The organism is Cellulomonas pasadenensis (assembly GCF_047229365.1).
Taxonomy (GTDB): Bacteria; Actinomycetota; Actinomycetes; order Actinomycetales; family Cellulomonadaceae; genus Cellulomonas.
Genome location: NZ_JBFTEP010000084.1, coordinates 1 through 15,886 on the forward strand (window position 1 = coordinate 1; position 15,886 = coordinate 15,886).

The 15,886-nt window shown below is 76.6% G+C and carries 17 protein-coding genes; 6 read left to right on the top strand and 11 right to left on the bottom strand.

Going from position 1 to position 15,886, the window contains the following annotated elements; genetic code table 11:
• Positions 1-659 (top strand): MFS transporter (locus AB6N23_RS12315; protein ID WP_412866343.1); only part of this gene is annotated, 659 nt, incomplete at its 5' end.
• Positions 660-739: 80 nt separating this feature from the next.
• Positions 740-1,579 (top strand): RDD family protein, encoded by an 840-nt coding sequence (locus AB6N23_RS12320; protein ID WP_412866344.1) that lies wholly within the window; start codon positions 740-742, stop codon positions 1,577-1,579.
• Positions 1,580-1,609: 30 nt separating this feature from the next.
• Here AB6N23_RS12320 and AB6N23_RS12325 read toward each other — a convergent pair whose 3' ends face one another.
• The 5 genes from AB6N23_RS12325 to AB6N23_RS12345 all read right to left on the bottom strand — a co-directional run bounded on the left by AB6N23_RS12325 (position 1,610) and on the right by AB6N23_RS12345 (position 9,069).
• On the bottom strand, positions 1,610-2,206 hold the full coding sequence (locus AB6N23_RS12325) for a hypothetical protein (protein ID WP_412866345.1): 597 nt from the start codon (positions 2,204-2,206) through the stop codon (positions 1,610-1,612).
• Entirely contained in the window at positions 2,203-3,615 is a 1,413-nt protein-coding gene (locus tag AB6N23_RS12330) for a glucose-6-phosphate dehydrogenase (protein WP_412866346.1), read from the bottom strand. The genes AB6N23_RS12325 and AB6N23_RS12330 overlap by 4 nt, the downstream gene beginning before the upstream one ends.
• Positions 3,616-3,753: 138 nt before the next feature.
• The gene (locus AB6N23_RS12335; protein ID WP_412866347.1) at positions 3,754-7,635 is read right to left on the bottom strand and encodes a TM0106 family RecB-like putative nuclease; all 3,882 of its coding nucleotides are present in this window, start codon (positions 7,633-7,635) and stop codon (positions 3,754-3,756) included.
• 52 nt (positions 7,636-7,687) lie between these two features.
• Positions 7,688-8,059, bottom strand: coding sequence for a DUF3817 domain-containing protein (locus tag AB6N23_RS12340; RefSeq protein WP_412866348.1), 372 nt, complete (start codon positions 8,057-8,059; stop codon positions 7,688-7,690).
• Between the two features lie 131 nt (positions 8,060-8,190).
• Positions 8,191-9,069 (bottom strand): dihydrodipicolinate synthase family protein, encoded by an 879-nt coding sequence (locus AB6N23_RS12345; protein ID WP_412866349.1) that lies wholly within the window; start codon positions 9,067-9,069, stop codon positions 8,191-8,193.
• Between the two features lie 137 nt (positions 9,070-9,206).
• On the opposite strand from AB6N23_RS12345, the gene AB6N23_RS12350 reads away from it, so the two are divergent.
• Positions 9,207-10,229: a S66 family peptidase gene (locus tag AB6N23_RS12350; protein ID WP_412866350.1), complete on the top strand. Its 1,023-nt coding sequence runs from the start codon at positions 9,207-9,209 to the stop codon at positions 10,227-10,229.
• A gap of 6 nt (positions 10,230-10,235) precedes the next feature.
• Here the strand turns inward: AB6N23_RS12350 and AB6N23_RS12355 are convergent, their stop codons facing one another.
• On the bottom strand, positions 10,236-10,652 hold the full coding sequence (locus tag AB6N23_RS12355) for a VOC family protein (protein WP_412866351.1): 417 nt from the start codon (positions 10,650-10,652) through the stop codon (positions 10,236-10,238).
• A 135-nt stretch (positions 10,653-10,787) separates the two neighbouring features.
• Here AB6N23_RS12355 and AB6N23_RS12360 point away from each other — a divergent pair, with 135 nt between their 5' ends.
• Entirely contained in the window at positions 10,788-11,063 is a 276-nt protein-coding gene (locus AB6N23_RS12360) for a hypothetical protein (protein ID WP_412866352.1), read from the top strand.
• Between the two features lie 7 nt (positions 11,064-11,070).
• On the opposite strand, the gene AB6N23_RS12365 is transcribed toward AB6N23_RS12360, so the two are convergent.
• Positions 11,071-12,084: a glycoside hydrolase family 113 gene (locus AB6N23_RS12365; RefSeq protein ID WP_412866353.1), complete on the bottom strand. Its 1,014-nt coding sequence runs from the start codon at positions 12,082-12,084 to the stop codon at positions 11,071-11,073.
• 110 nt (positions 12,085-12,194) lie between these two features.
• Here AB6N23_RS12365 and AB6N23_RS12370 point away from each other — a divergent pair, with 110 nt between their 5' ends.
• The gene (locus tag AB6N23_RS12370) at positions 12,195-13,088 is read left to right on the top strand and encodes an SDR family oxidoreductase (RefSeq protein ID WP_412866354.1); all 894 of its coding nucleotides are present in this window, start codon (positions 12,195-12,197) and stop codon (positions 13,086-13,088) included.
• Entirely contained in the window at positions 13,088-13,738 is a 651-nt protein-coding gene (locus AB6N23_RS12375) for an SDR family oxidoreductase (protein WP_412866355.1), read from the top strand. The genes AB6N23_RS12370 and AB6N23_RS12375 overlap by 1 nt, the downstream gene beginning before the upstream one ends.
• A gap of 102 nt (positions 13,739-13,840) precedes the next feature.
• Here AB6N23_RS12375 and AB6N23_RS12380 read toward each other — a convergent pair whose 3' ends face one another.
• The 4 genes from AB6N23_RS12380 to AB6N23_RS12395 form a co-directional block, all read right to left on the bottom strand.
• Entirely contained in the window at positions 13,841-14,038 is a 198-nt protein-coding gene (locus AB6N23_RS12380; protein ID WP_412866356.1) for a hypothetical protein, read from the bottom strand.
• Between the two features lie 26 nt (positions 14,039-14,064).
• Complete coding sequence (locus AB6N23_RS12385) at positions 14,065-14,778, bottom strand: GAF domain-containing protein (RefSeq protein WP_412866357.1); 714 nt, start codon at positions 14,776-14,778, stop codon at positions 14,065-14,067.
• A gap of 69 nt (positions 14,779-14,847) precedes the next feature.
• Entirely contained in the window at positions 14,848-15,510 is a 663-nt protein-coding gene (locus tag AB6N23_RS12390) for a hypothetical protein (protein WP_412866358.1), read from the bottom strand.
• A gap of 149 nt (positions 15,511-15,659) precedes the next feature.
• A partial coding sequence (locus AB6N23_RS12395; protein WP_412866359.1) for an LPXTG cell wall anchor domain-containing protein occupies positions 15,660-15,886 on the bottom strand: 227 nt, incomplete at its 5' end.

The window sequence follows — 15,886 nt, forward strand, 5'->3', positions numbered from 1 at the left end:
CCGCCGCACCGGTCGACGTGCCCGCCGACGCGCCGGCCGACGTCGCCACCGCACCGGCTGCCCGCACGCGCGTCGCCGCCCTGTGGGCGCCCGACCTGCGCCGGCGCACGGCGGCGCTGTGGCTGGTGTGGTTCACCGTGAACTTCTCGTACTACGGCGCGTTCATCTGGCTGCCGTCGCTGCTGGTCGCGGACGGCAGCACGCTCGTCCGGTCGTTCGGGTACACGCTGATCATCACGCTCGGGCAGCTGCCCGGGTACGCGGTCGCGGCGGTGCTCGTCGAGACGTGGGGCCGCCGGCGCACCCTCGCGGCGTTCCTCGCCGGGTCGGCCGTCGCGGCCGGGCTGTTCGCGGTGGCGTCGGGCGACGTCGCGGTCGTCGGCGCCGGCCTGCTGCTCTCGTTCTTCAACCTCGGCGCGTGGGGCGCCCTCTACGCCGTCACGCCCGAGCTCTACCCCACGCGCGTGCGCACCACCGGCGCCGGCTGGGCCGCGGGCGTCGGGCGGACCGCGTCGATCCTCGCGCCGCTCGCCGTGCCGCCCCTGCGCGAGGCCGGTGGCACCACGCTGCTGTTCGCCGTCTTCGCGGCCGTGTTCGTCGTCGCCGCGTCGGGTGCCCTCGCGCTGCCGGAGCGCACCGGGGAGTCGCTCGAGGCGTGACCCGGGCGGCGGCGCCGGCGGTGGCCGACGCCCTCCGCGCATCGCTCAATCGGGTGGCGGCGCGTGCCGATACGCACGCCATGACGACCCCTGACGGCCCCCCGGCCGACTGGTACGACGACGGCGTGACGCCGGGCGTCGAGCGCTGGTTCGACGGCACCGACTGGACCGCGCACACGCGGCCGGTCGCGGCCACGCCCCCGCCGCCGGCCGCCGTGCCCGTCGCCGTGCCCGTCGCGGCCGGCACCTCGTGGACGCCGGGCGCACCCCTCGCCGTGGGTCCGGGCGCCGTCGCGGCGGCCGAGCCGGCGTGGCAGGCACCGGCGGCCGCGGGCGGGGCGTGGGGCGGTGCACCCTCGGGTACCAACTGGGGCGCTGCATCCCCGGGTGGCGCACGGGGCACCGCACCCGGCGTCACCGGTGGGGCCTGGGGCACCGCCTGGCCACCGGCCGGTACGGCAGCGGGCGGGGAGTACGCCGGCTGGGCGCACCGCGTGGTCGCGAACCTCCTCGACTCCCTCGTGCCGCTCGTGCCGTACGGCACGGCGTACGCCGTCGCCATGGCCACCGCCGTGCCCGGCGTCGACCGCTACGGCAACCCGACGCCGCAGCCGACGGGCACCGGCGTCACCGTGCTGCTCGTGGGCCTCGCGCTCGCCTGGGGGCTGCACGGCTGGAACCGGTGGGTGCGCGTCGCACGGACCGGCCGCTCGCTCGGCAAGCAGGCGATGGGGCTGCGGGTCGTGCTCGAGGAGACCGGCACCCCGCCCGGGGTGTGGATGTGTCTCGTCCGCGACGTCGCCCACGTGCTCGACAACCTGGTGCTCTACGTCGGCTACCTCTGGCCCCTGTGGGACGCCAGGCGGCAGACGTTCGCGGACAAGGCCGTGCACACCGTCGTCGTGCGCGACGCCACCTGAGCGCCGGCGCCGCGCACGACGGGCGACGCCTCAGGCGCGCCGGTCGGCGTCCGGCGCCGCGTCGGCGTCACCGTCCTCCGTGCGCACCTCGGTGACCTCGCCGTCCTCGACGGTGACCTCCGTGCCCGTCGGCTCGTCGTCGCCGCCGGTGGTCGCGTGCTCGACGCCGCCGCCGTCGACCGCGTCGTCCGTCGCCCGCGCCTCGCCGTCGACCGCGCCGTCGGTGGCGTGCGCCTCCGCGTCGGCCTGTGCGTCCAGCTCCGCGCTCATCCGCCCGGCCTCCTCGACGACGGCCTCGCGCTGCTCCGCGATCGCGGCGCGCACGCGGTCGGCCTGCGTCGCGAGGTCGTCCTTGACGGCGGCGACGGTCGCGTCGACGACCGCCCGGGCCTCGCGGTCGTTGCGCTCGAGCTCCGCGGCGAGGCGCGCCTCCTCGGCGTGCAGCCGCTCGCGGACGCGGTCGAACGCCTCCTCGACGCTGCCGGCCGCCTCCAGCTCGGCGGCCACGTCGACCGGGCCGTCCGGCGCCGGCGCGTCCTGCGCGTCGTGCTCCTGCACCTGCGTGTCCACCTGCACGTCCACCCGCTCGTCCACCGGTCCGTCCTCGCGCTCGTCGGTCGTGGTCACTCGCCCAGCACCCACCCGTGCGGCTCCGCCAGGCGGCGGGCCGCGTCGGGTCCCCACGAGCCGCGCGCGTACGGGACCGGGTCGGGCCGGTCGTCGCCGAGCAGCGGCTCGAACGCCCGCCACGCCGCGTCGAGGCCCGCGGGTGTGGTGAAGAGGGTGCGGTCCCCGACGAGCACGTCCTGGAGCAGCCCCGCGTAGGGCGGCAGGGACGTGCCCGGCACGTCGTCGAGCGAGAGCCGCACCGTACCGGTCGTGAGCTCCAGGTGCGGCCCCGGCTTCTTCACGGTGGTCACGAGCCGCACCTCGCCGCCGCCCTTGAGCGACACCTCGAGCCGGTTGGGGCCGACCTCCTCGCCGAACAGGTGGTCGGGCGCGCGCAGGACGAGCGTGACCTGCTGCGCCGAGCCCGCCATCTGCTTGCCGGTGCGCAGCAGGAACGGCACGCCCCGCCAGCGGTCCGTGTCGACCCACAGGCGCGCGGCGACGTACGTGTCGACGGTCGACCCGTCCGCGACGCCCTCGATGTCGCGGTACCCCTCGAACTGGCCGAGGACGACGTCCTCGTGCGGGTCGAGCGGCCGGAACGACGCGATGACGTCCTCGCGCGCCCGGGCGAGGTCGTCGGCGTGCAGGCCCGCCGGCGGGTCCATGGCGACCTGCGCGGCGACCTGGAACAGGTGGGTGACGAGCATGTCGAGCGCCGCGCCGGTGGCGTCGTAGAACTCGGCGCGCTGGTCCACGTCGAGCGTCTCGGGGACGTCGATCTGCACCTGCGCGACGTGGTGGCGGTCCCACGCGCCGCCGATGAGCTCGTTGGCGAACCGGGACACGTGCAGGTTCTGCGTCGCCTCCTTGCCGAGGAAGTGGTCGATGCGGAAGACCTGCTCCTCGTCGAAGACCTCGTGCACGACGGCGTCGAGCTCGCGGAACGACCCCGGGGACGTGCCGTACGGCTTCTCGTAGACGATGCGGACGCCCTCGGCGAGGCCGTGCCGGCCCAGCGCACGCGTGAGCGGCACGAACGACTCGGGCGGCACCGCGAGGTAGTGGATGACGAGCACGTCGCCGTCGCGGTCGCCGGTGAGGTGCTCGCGCAGGTCGGCGAGCGCGTCGGGCAGCGTGCCGGGGTCGTCCTCCTCCTGGCTGACGTCGCGGCACCAGGCGACGTGCTCGAGGACGTCGTCGAGCGCGTGGCGGGACTCGTCGTCGCCGAACTCGTCGAGGGACTCGCGCACGACGTCGCGGAACTCCTCGACGTCGAGGTCCTTGCGGCCGGTGCCGACGAGCGACCAGCGCTCGGGCAGCAGGCCGCGCGCGTCGAGGGTGGCGAGCGCGGGGATCACCATGCGCCGCGACAGGTCGCCGCGGGCGCCGTGCAGGACGAGGACGAGCGGGCGGTCGGACGGCACGGGCACCATCTCCGGACGGTCGGGCGACGTGCCGGTCCGCGGGCCCGCCGCCGACCGGGGCGCCGTCGGCGGCGCGGTCGTCGGCTCGGTGGGGCGGCGCGGTCGGGCGCGTCGGTCGGGTCGTGGACCCTGTCGACGCTACGTCGCGGCGGGGGCGGGCGCGCGGGCAGCGTCGGGGGTGGGCGCCTCCCCGCGGTGCGGGTCCGCGTGCGGGTGCTGGTCCGCGTGGGGGTGCTGGTCAGTGTGGGGGCGCTCGTGCGGGTGCGGCAGCAAGGCGCCGGCCGGCCCGGGCACCGCCACGACGCTGCGCGTGGTGAGGCCGATGAACGCGCCGAGGCGCTCGAGCGTCTCCGCCCGCCGCGGCAGCGTGTGCGTGAGCCGGGTGCTGCGCACGACGAACGCCGCCCACTGCCCGCGCGAGACCGCCACGTTGAGCCGGTTCCGGTCGAGCAGGAAGTCGAGGCCGCGCGGCACCTGCGCGGGCGACGACGCCGCGGTGGTGACGACGACGACGGGCGCCTCCTGGCCCTGGAACTTGTCGACCGTGCCGACGCGCGTGCCGGTGAGGCCGGCCGCGTCGAGCGCCTGCCGGACGGTGAACACCTGCGCGTTGTACGGGGCGACGACGAGGACGTCGTCCGCCGTGAGCGGGCGCGCGTCCGCGGACGGGTCGCGCCACGTGCGGCCGACGAGGTCGCGGACGACGCGCACGACGGCGTCGGCCTCCTCGAGCGAGCGGACCGCGTTGCCCGTGTGCTCGACGAGCACGCCGTGCACGCCGGGAGCGACGCCGTCGAGGTGGCGGTCCGCCGCGGCGGATGCCGCCTCGAGCCGGCCCTCGTAGGACAGCGTCGACACCGCGGCGCACAGCGCGGGGTGCATGCGGTGCGTGACGGGCAGGAAGTAGCCGAGCGCGGGCGGCAGGGTGTCGTGCCCGTCGGTGAGCCACCCGAGGGCGGAGCGGTCGACCGGCTCGGGGTGCGTGCCCTGGCTGACCTGCGGCAGCTGCTGCGGATCGCCCAGCAGCAGGAGGTTGCGGGCGGCGCCCGCCACGGCGAACGTCGTGGCGAGCGCCAGCTGCCCCGCCTCGTCGACGACGAGCAGGTCGAGCGGGCGCTCGGGCAGCCGGTTGGCGTTCGCGAGGTCCCACGCGGTGCCGCCCAGCACCGCGCCGGTGCCGGCGGCGCCGCCGGGGTGGGCCGCCCAGAACGCGCCGAAGCCCTTGTCGGGCACCCACGTCCACGGCGCCTCGGGGTCGGCGGTGCGGCCGTCGGAGGCGCCGGGCGCCTTCTTCGCCATCGCGTCGGCGGGGACGCCCGCGCCGGCGAGGCCCCGCAGCATGTTCTCGACCACCGCGTGCGACTGCGCGACCACGCCGACGCGCCACCCGCGCGCGACGAGTCCCGCGACGACGCGCGCCCCCGTGTACGTCTTGCCCGTGCCGGGCGGGCCCTGCACGGCGACGTACGAGTCGTCGAGGTCGAGCAGCGCGCGCGTGAGCACGTCCACCGCGTCGGCGGGGTCGTCGAGCGGCGGGATGGGCGCGCCGGAGCGCGTGCGCGGTGGGACGCGCCGGGCCAGGTCGAGCACGGCACGTGCCGGCACCCGCACGTCGCCCGCCTCGTCGGTCGGCACCGCGTCGGTCGGCACGTCGACGCCCGCCACCGCGTCGCTCGCCACCGCGTCGGTCGGCACGGCCTCGACCTGCACGGCGTCGACGCGCACGCCGACCGCCGTCGCGACGTCCTCCGCGAGCGCGCGGATCGCCGTGCGCAGGGGCTGCGTGCCGATGGGTGCCGCCGGCGCGAGCGCCATGGGCAGCGCGTCGAAGGCGTCGGACACCTTCGGCCGCGTCTCCTCGACGACGAGCGCGTCCCGCACGCGGCCGCCCCGCTCGACGGCCGTCACCTCGAGCACCGTCATGCGGTCGCACCAGCCGCGCGGGCTGTCCGGCGTGGTCTTCATGCAGTCGGGCACCGGCGCGTCGTAGAGGCCCACCGCGCGGGCGCCGGCGCGGAGGTCGCTGCCCGGCTCGAGCCTCCCGACCATCCGCAGCACGCGGCGCGGCACCTGCCGCCCGGCGGGGACCGCCCACTCCTGCAGCACCTCGACGTCGTCGGCGATCAGCACGTTGCGGCGCTCCGCCCAGTCGGACGGGTGCGCGGAGAGCCGGTCGAAGTGCCCCCACCAGTACGGCTTGTCCTCGCGCTGGTGGTAGCGCAGCGCGGCGGCCACGAGCGCGACGGCCTGCCGGCCGGGGGGCCGCACGACGCCCTCCCCCGGCCCGGGCCCGGCGACCGCCATCAGGCCGTCCTCGAGCGGGTCCGCCTCGCCCAGCTCGGCGGCACGCGCGGCGGCCTCCTCGTCGAGCACGGCGGCGCGCTGCGGCGCGAGCCCGACCTCGCCGATCCGGGCGAGCAGCCAGTCGCGCAGACCGAGCGTCGAGAGGCAGTCGTAGCGGTTGTACTCGGCGATCGCGTCGATGCGCGCCCGCCACTCGTCGCCGCGCCCGGCGTCGCGCGCCGCGACCGCCTCGGCGTACTCGACGATCGAGTCCGCGGCATTCGTGACGCCGTCGCCCCGGCCCTGCGCCATGTACAGCGGCTCGAGCTTCTTCAGCGAGTACGACCGCTGACCCGTCTGCACGCCGGCGCGCACGGCCGCGTACAGGTCGACGAGGACGCCCTCGCGCAGCAGCCCGTCGACCTCCGCCTCGCCCTCGCCGTGCCGCCCGGCGAGCCGCAGCAGCGCGACCTTCTCGTACGCGGCGTAGTGGTAGACGTGCAGGTCGGGGTACCGGCGGCGGCGCTCGGCGAGGTAGTCGAGGAACGCCCGCAGCGCCTCCTTCTCCTGCCGGCGGTCGTGCGCCCAGAACGGCACGAACCGCGGCTCGGCGCCGTCGGCCTCCGGCGCCTCGACGACGCCGAACAGGTACTCCAGGCCCCACGCGTCGGGCTCGCCGGCGAGCGCGGCGTCGTACCAGAGCGGGTCGCCCTCGAAGTCGAAGAACACGTCGCCCGGGCTCGGCGGCGGGAGGATCGCGGCGACGCGGTCGGGGTGCGGCACGGCCCACGGGACGTCGGTGGGGTGCGCCGGGTCGGCGTTGCGGGCCTCGAGCTCGACGTGCAGGCGGGCCTGGCGCAGCATCCGCTGCACCTGCGCGGGGCTCAGCCCGTCGACCGCGAGGTCGTCGGGGGCCGCGGCGAGGGCGTCGACCGTCGTGATGCCGGCGGCGGCGAGCAGCGCCCGCTGCCGCTCGTACACCCCCGCGGCGAGCGTGGGGTCGCGGCGGGCCTCGAGCTCGGCGACGCACAGCGCGCAGCGGCCGCACGCGACGACGTCGGGGGCGCCCCAGGCGACGGGCGCGGACCCGGCGCGGTGGGCGTCGAGCAGCTCCTCGAGCCGCGCGCGGCGCTCCCGGTAGACCGGGACGAGGTCGCTCACGGCGTGCGTCGCGGTGGCGCCGTCGCCCAGCACGAGCACCACGTCGCGCGCGACCCGCAGCCCGGCGCGGTCGAGCTGGTCGGCGTACGCGGCGACCTGCAGCAGCGCGGTCGGCTGCGCGTTGCGCGCCAGCTTGGCGTCCCGCACGCTCCACGCGTCGCCGTCGGGACCGGGTTCGCGGACCACGAAGTCGGCGCGGCCCACGAAGCGGCCGTCGAAGAACGCCGCCTGGTGCAGCACGTCCGCACCGCCGGCGACCCGGTCGAGCGTCGTGACCTGCGCGGCCTCGAGGTCGGCGCGCGACTCCGGGTCCCGCGGACGCGGCACCGCGGCGACGCCGCCGCCGGCGCCCGGGCGCCACACGCCGTACCGGTCGACCAGCTGCGCCAGCACCCGCCGCTCGTGCTCGTCGCCCAGGTGGGACACGCGCGCGAGCATCGCGTCCGCGTCCGTCACGACCGCGGGCCCCCGGCCCAGCCGCGCGTCGAGCGCCCGGAGCACGGCGAACTCGCACTCCGCCGCGGCCGTCAGGTCGCTCGCGGAGTACGTCAGGGTGCCGTCGTCGAGCAGGATCACACGGCGAGGCTACGTGCCGGCACCGACAGCGCCACGGCCGCCGGCGCGCGGCTCAGGCGCCGACGGGCGTCGTCGCGCGCGTCGCGTCGCCGTCGTCCGACGTGGTCGCGACCGGCCGCGCGAGGCGGCCCGTGCGGCGCAGCCACCGCTCCAGCGGCAGCGTGACCAGCGGCGGGACCGCCGCCGCGAGCGCGAGACCCGTCACCCACCACGGCCACCGCAGCCGCACCGCGGCCACCAGCGCGACGGCCACGTAGACGAGGAACGCGCCGCCGTGCAGCCGCCCGAACACCGCGACCCCCAGCTCCGTCGTGTGCGTGACGTGCTTGAGGACCATCCCCACGAGCAGGCCCGCCCACGTGCACGCCTCCACGAGGGCGACGACGGCGAAGACGCGTCCGGTGCGGTCGGCGGACGTGGGCATGCGCGGGCTCCTCGGGTCGGGGGGCGAGCACCCATCGTGCCCCACGGTGTGGTGTGCCCCGGAACCCGCAGGGGTCGGGGCAGCGAGGGGACGGACGCGCCCGTCGGACCTGCCTCGTCCGACCCGCTCCGTCAGACCCGTTCGGCGGCCTCCGCCGCGGCGACGACCGTCGCCCGCTCCGCCGGGTCCAGCCCGAGCAGCGGCCTTGGCAGGCACGGCCCGGCGACGAGTCCCCGGTGCTCGGCCAGCGCCGCCGCCACCCGCACGCCGCCGCGCTCGCCGACGACCGCGAGCAGCGGCGCGAGCGCGTCGGTGAGCGCCGCGACCGTCGCCGCGTCCCCGTCGCGCGCCGCCCGCGCCAGCCGCACGGCCGTCACCGGCAGGACGCCCGCGAGCACCGACCACCACGTGTCGGCCCCGGCCGCGAGCGCGGTCGCCGCGAACGCGTCGCCGGACATCCCGACCCCGACGTGCGCGGGCACGAGCGTGCGCAGGTGCGCGAGGCGGTCGCGCACCGCGGCGACGTCCCCCGGCGCGCCCGGCACCTTCACGGCCGCGACGTGCGGCAGCGCCGTGACGCGCGCGAGCAGGTCGTCCGTGAACGCCACCGAGGTCGTCCGGCGGTTCTCGTACACGACGAGCGGCAGCGGCACGCGCGCGGTGACGTCGGCGTAGAGGCCGACGACCTCGTCGTCGGTGAGCGGCTGGTACGACACGGGCACGAGCAGCAGCCCCGCCGCGCCGGCGTCGGCCGCGTCCTGCGCGTGCGCCAGCACGTCAGACGTCCGCAGCGTCCCGACGCCCGCGAGCACCGGCACGTCGCCCGCCGCGGCGACCGCCCGCGCGACCAGGCGTCGCCGCTCGTCCCGCGTCAGGTACGGCCCGACGCCCGTCGACCCCAGCACGCCGACCGAGTCGACCCCGGCGGCGACGGCGGCCGACACCAGGCGGCCGAGCGCGTCCACGTCGACGCCGTCGGCGGCGAACGGGCTGAGGGGGAAGGCGCTCACGCCGGCGAACATGGGACTCCTAATGTCGGGGCGCCGGCGGGCCCGGCGGCGCCACACGGTCCCACGGCGTGCGCGCGCCGGTCGCGCCGTTTCCGCGACGCGCCACGACGGCGCCGCGGGGTCGGCACACTGTCCCCGTGATCCGGTACCCGCGTCCCCTCGTCGCCGGCGACGTCGTCGGCGTGACGTCGCCGTCCGCGGGCGTCCCGGCGGACCTGCGCCCGCGGCTCGCCGTCGCGCTCGACCGCGTCCGCGACCTCGGGTTCCGGACGCGCGTCGGCGAGGCCATGGACGTCGACGGCCTCGCGAGCGCCCCGCCCGACGTCCGGGCCGCGGAGCTGACGGCGCTGCTCACGGACCCCGACGTGCGGGCGGTCGTGCCGCCGTGGGGCGGGGAGATCGCCATCGACCTGCTGCACCGGCTGGACTGGGACGCGCTCGCGGCCGACCCGACGTGGCTCGTCGGCTTCTCCGACGTCTCGACCCTGCTGCTGCCGCTGACGCTGCGCACCGGCGTCGCGACGCTGCACGGGCAGAACCTCATGGACACCCCGTACCGGGTCCCCGCGCCGATGCTCGCGTGGCACGAGGTGGCCGCCGCGCCCGCCGGCGCGGTGCTCGTGCAGGGTGCCGCACCCGCGTACCGGGCGGACGGGTTCGACGACTGGGCCACCGACCCGGGCGTCGACGAGCTCGACCTCGGCACGCCGGGCGGGTGGACGCGGGTCGACGGGGACGGTGACGTCGACGTGACCGGCCGGCTCGTGGGCGGCTGCCTGGAGACGGTGACGCACCTGGCGGGGACGCCGTACGGCGACGTCGACCGGTTCGCGCGCGAGCACGCGCCCGAGGGGCTCGTCGTCTACCTCGAGTCGGCCGGCTCCGACGTCGCGGAGGTCACGCGCCGTCTCTTCGGGCTGCGGTACGCCGGCTGGTTCGACCACGCGACCGCGGTGCTGCTGGGACGGACGCGCGGCACGGAGGCCCCCGGGTACACGCACCACGACGCGGCGCGGCACGCCCTCGGCGACCTCGGCATCCCGGTCGTCGCCGACGTCGACTGCGGCCACGTCCCGCCGCACCTGGCGCTCGTCAACGGCGCGCTCGCCCGCGTGACGCACACCGCCGACGCGTCGCGGATCGAGCAGCGCCTCGTCTGAGGCCCGTCAGCGCTGGTGCATCCACGGCGTGTAGGTGATGCCGACCAGCACCCCCTCCGGGCTCTGCACGCGTGCCGCGGTCTGGCCCCACGGCTCGTCGTGGGCGTCGACGAGGACCTCGTGACCGGCGGCGCGCAGCTCGGCGACCGCGTCGGCGACCTCCTGCGCGGAGGCCACGTCGAGCTCGAGCCACGCCTGCGGCACCGGGTGCTCGACGGGCCAGTCCGGCGAGCCGAACGTCGCCTCGGCGACCTGCGTGAGCGGCCACCGGGCGAAGGTGCCGACGCCCGCGAGGGAGTCGTTGGCGAAGTACCCGGGTGCCGCCTCCCGGAAGCGGATGCCCAGCGCGTCGGCCCAGAACGCACCGGCCGCCTCCGCGTCCTGCGTGACGGGCCCGAACCCTGCGACGAACCGGATCTGCACGACCGCCCCCTCCCCCGTCCGGCGCACGGTCGCGCCGGACCTCCAGCGTGGCCCGCGCGGGCGTGCGCGTCGAGGGGCACCCACGGACCCGCGCGGCGCGTGACCCGGGACCTCCCGGACGGGCAGGATCTCCCCGTGACGAGGCGCGAGCGCACGTGGACGGTCGTGGCGGCCCTGCTCGGCGCGGGGACGGCCGTGGCGGGGGTGCTGCGCATGCGCACGGGGACGGTGTCGTTCGGGTGGTTCGCCTACACGCCCCTGAGCGAGACGGTGTACGCGCCGAGCCCGGCGCCGTGGCGGCTCGGTGCCGCGCTGGTGGTGCTGGGCGTGCTGCTGGTCGGCGCCGCGGGCGGCTTCGCGCTCGGCCGCCGGCGGCGTGCCGACGGCACGACCGGCAGCGCCGCCGACTGACCCGCCGTCACCCCGCGCGCCGCGCGACGCCCTCCGCGTACGCCGCGCGGATCACCGCCTCGGCGGGCTTGCCGTACGGGCAGTAGTCGTCGTTCGCGGCGGCGTCGGCCTCGGCGTACAGGCGCGTCGGCCAGTCCCAGAGCATGAAGCCGCCGACCCAGTCGCGCCGCGCGCACGCCGCGAACGCGGCCTCGTACCACTCGCGCTGCGCCTCCCCCGACGGCTCCCCTGGCAGCGCCCAGTCGTTCGGCAGCGCGGGCGAGCCCGTCCGGCTGGGGCACCCGGCCTCGAGGAAGACGAACGGCTTGCCGACGCGTCGCACGACCGCCTCGATGCGGTCGAGCTGCGCCTCCCAGTCGTCCACCGGGTAGTAGCCGGACGAGGAGACGACGTCGACGGCGTCCCACCAGCGGACGTTCGTCTCCTGGTACTTGTCGCAGTTGTACGTGACGAGTCCCGGGTAGACCTCGCGCACGGCGGCGACGAGCGCGCGCCACTCGTCCTCGCGGCGGTCGGTCTGCACCATCTCGCAGCCGACGCAGAACATCTCGACGCGCTCCTCGGCGGCGATGCGGGCGTGGTGCACCTGGAACTCGGTGTACGCGGCGAACCACTCGCCCCACGTCGGCTCGCACGGCACGTCCACGTCGAAGAAGCTGATGTGGGCACGCCACGTGCCGTTGCGGACGTTGACGACGGGCTTGAGGCACACCTTCAGGCCGCGCTCCTTCGCCGCGCGGATGCCGGCGCGGATCTCGTCGTCGGTCGGCGTGGGGGCCTCCCGCCACGCGATCGTCGTGGACTGCGCGGTGTCCTGGAGGGCGGAGAAGGCGAGGGTGGCCCACGTGACGCCGAGCCGCTCGACCATCGCGTCCATCGACGCGTCGGCGTCCGGGCCCGTCCAGTGGCCGCGGCCGCCGCCGGTCCAGCCCCAGGTCATGCCCGCGGCGTACCCGTCGAGCAGGCCGACGTCCGGTCCGTCCGTCGTGGTGGTGCGTGTCCCCGTCGTCGTGCCCGTCATGTCGTCTCCCTCGACCTCGTCGTCGTCCGCCCACTTTATTCGATGGACGAAGGAAGTCCGGGGAGCCGCTCGGCGTGCGGGTTGCCGGGCCGCTCCCGACGATGGGAGGCATGGCTGACCAGACGACGAACCAGGACCCCCGCTCCCAGTACCCCGGCCCCGAGGCCCAGTCCGGCGAGACGATCGAGCACCCCGGTCGTACGGAGGACATGCCGAAGGAGCCGGACCACGGCGAGCAGACGTACCGCGGCTCCGGCCGCCTCGAGGGCCGCAAGGCGCTCATCACCGGTGGGGACTCCGGCATCGGCCGGGCCGTCGCCATCGCGTACTCGCGCGAGGGCGCGGACGTGGCGATCGTCTACCTCCCGGACGAGGAGGAGGACGCGCAGGAGACCGTCCGCCTCGTCGAGGAGGCCGGGCGCACGGCCCTCGCGATCCCCGGCGACATCCGCGACGAGCAGTTCTGCTCCGAGCTCGTGCAGCGCACCGTCGACGAGCTCGGCGGGCTCGACATCCTCGTCAACAACGCGGCCTACCAGATGGCGCAGCCCGGGAGCCTCGCCGACATCACGACCGAGCAGCTCGACCGCGTCTTCAAGACGAACCTCTACGCGATGTTCTGGATCACCAAGGCCGCGCTGCCGCACCTGAAGCCCGGCTCGGCGATCATCAACACGAGCTCCATCCAGGCGTTCGAGCCGAGCCCGCCGCTGCTCGACTACGCCACGACGAAGGCCGGCATCCTGAACTTCACGAAGGGCCTCGCGCAGCAGCTCGCCGAGCAGGGCATCCGCGTCAACGCCGTCTGCCCCGGACCCATCTGGACGCCGCTGATCCCGGCGACGATGCCCGACGAGAAGGTCGAGTCGTTCGGCGGCGACACGCCCCTCGGCCGCGCCGGCCAGCCCGCCGAGATGGCGCCCGCGTACGTGTTCTTCGCGTCGCAGGAGTCCAGCTACGTGACCGGCGACCGCATCGTCGCGACCGGCGGGAAGCTGGCCTGATGCGCGTCGCGGTCGTCGGCGGGCACGGGAAGGTCGCGCGCGAGCTGATCCCGCTGCTCGCCGGGCGCGGCGACACGGTGGTCCCGCTCGTGCGCACGCAGGAGCACGTGGACGAGCTGCGCGGCCCGGGTGTCGAGCCGCGGCTGCTCGACATCGAGGCGCAGGACGCCGACGCGTTCGCCGAGGCCTTCGCCGGCGTCGGCGCGGTCGTGTTCGCGGCCGGCGCCGGTGCCGACGGGCGTGCGGACCGCAAGAAGACGGTCGACCTCGACGGCTCGCTGAAGTCGGTCGACGGGGCGCAGCGCGCCGGCGTGCAGCGGTTCGTCCAGGTGTCGGCGATCGGCGTCGACGACCCGGTGCCCGACGACGCGGGCGACGTCTGGAAGGCGTACGTCGAGGCCAAGCGGGACGCCGACGCGGCGCTGCGGGAGTCGGACCTCGCGTGGACGATCCTGCGTCCCGGCGGGCTGACCGACGGCCCGGCGACCGGGCGCGTGCTGCTCGGCACCAGCGTGCCGCGCGGGCAGGTGTCGCGCGCGGACGTCGCGGCCGTGATCGCCGAGGTGCTCAGCCGGCCGGCCAGCGTCGGCAAGCAGTGGGAGCTGGTCGCGGGCGACCAGACGATCCAGGAGGCGGTGTCGGCGGGCTGACCCGCCCGCGTCGGCGACGCGCGAGAACGGCGACGTGGTCCTGCACGACGACCACGTCGCCGTTCTCCCGCCCGGCGGTGGTGGGCCGGGTGGCCCGCCCGGTCAGCGGGGGCGGTGGTCGACGCGCGCGCGCAGCTCGCGCAGCTGCGCCTGCGGCAGCCCGAGCTGCTCGAGGCGCGCGACGTAGGACGCCGTCACGCCACCCTTGCCGAGCGGCGGGGCGACCGTGACGAGGCGCTCGTCACGGCCGGGCTGCGCACGGCCGGGCTGCTCACGGTCGGGGTCGTCACGACCAGGCATCGGATCCGCCCTTCCTGGACACGGTCTCAACTCCCGATCATGCCACTCACCGCCGTCGCCGCACTGGACGCCGCGCGTCGGACGTCGTCGGTGTAGACCCGCGCCTTCGAGGCGTTCGTGACGTCGAGCGCGACGACGCCCACGACCGTCGACCCGCTGAACACGGGCGACGCCAGGACGACCGCGTACTTGCCGTGCGCGCGGCGCATGTCGCGCGGGGTCAGCCCGAGACGCTCCTCCGCGGGCAGCCGCGCCCACCGCAGGTCGCCCAGCCGCTCGTAGAGGCGGTCGAGCTCGACGAGGTCGATGCAGACCTCCTCGCCGGTGCGCGCCGCCCAGCCGATCGCCCCCTTGCCGACGCGCCAGCGGATGCCCGAGTGCGCGGGGCTCAGCAGGCGGCGGGTCGCCTCGACCGCGTGCAGCCGGCCCGTCCACCCGCGCCGGTAGAGCGCGATGCCGAGGTTGTCGAGGTCGAGCCCGGTCGCGTCGCGCACCTCGTACAGCGCCGCGAGCAGCAGCTTGCCGGCGGGGGCACGCACGGCGTCGAGGCGCCGCGTGCGGTGCGCCTGCACGGCGGCGTCGACGCTCGCCACGAACCCGCCCACCACCGCGGCCCACGTCGCCCACAGGTTCGCGTCGGCGCGCCAGGCGGCGGGCACGACCGCCTCGCGGTCGACCGCGAGCAGCACCGCGGTGGCCGCGGCGATCGCCACGGCCACGGCCACCCGCAGCGCCAGCATGCCGCGACGGTAACCGTCACCTCTGACACGGGCGGAGGTCCGCGATGACCGGCCCGGGCCCGCACCGCCTCAGCCGGACGAGGGGTAGCCCATCGCCCGCAGGTCCTGCTCGAGATCGCGCAGTGACACGTCGGGGTTGAGGCGTCGGACGAGCGGCTCGGACAGAGGTCCGGCGGCGAGCACGTGCGCCACGTCCCGGTGCGCGAGGTCGACCTCGTAGTAGTCCGAGGCGAACTGCACGTACGCCCCGGGCCCGTCCGCGACGAGGAGCTCGAAGAGGAAGTCGGCACCGTCGGGGTCGTCACCCGGCGGGTACGGGACGGGGCCGACCTGCCACGCGGTGTCGCCGGCCCGCCGCCAGAGGCAGACGGTCGCGAGGTACGTGCCGTCGAGCGTGAACGCCGGTTCGCTCGCGGCGGTGGCGAAGACCTCCGGCACCGCGTCGAGCACGCCCTGGAACGGGCGCCCGCCACGCCGGAAGGGACTCATCTGCGACTCGTGGTCGAAGCCGCGCAGGAAGGCACCGGCGGGTCCGAAGACGATCGACCACTCGTCACCCTGGCCGTTCCGCATCGAGGCCATGGCCTCGTCGTCGGACCACCGCGCGTCGAACGAGTGCCACCTCGCCTCCCACTCCGGGCTCAGGACGGCGTCGAGCGCAGCGAGGCCCAGACACCTCGTGCGGACCGCCGGCACGTCGGGGAGGGCGCGGGAGAGGTCGTGAGCCGTCACGCGCACATCCGACCATGTCGACCAGCGGCGCCGAGGAGGCGAGCCGCGCGTGTCACCGACGACGACGGCCCGGCACCCCCTCGGCGGGTGCCGGGCCGTCCCCCGCGACGTCGGCTCACCGCGCCCCCCGCGCGGCGCCCCGACGGGTCTCAGTCGGCCGCCGGCGTCACCGACGACCGCAGCCGGCGGCGGGTGCCCAGCACCGCGGCGCCCGTGCCGAGCAGGCCGAGCCCGACGAGCAGCGCGAACACCACGTCCGCACCCGTGTCGGAGAGCCGGCCGGGGAACTCCCCCGTGCCGGGTCGGACGCCCGCCGTCGTGCCGAGGCCGGCGCCCGCACCTGCGCCCGCGCCCGCACCGCCGCCGGGCGCCGGCG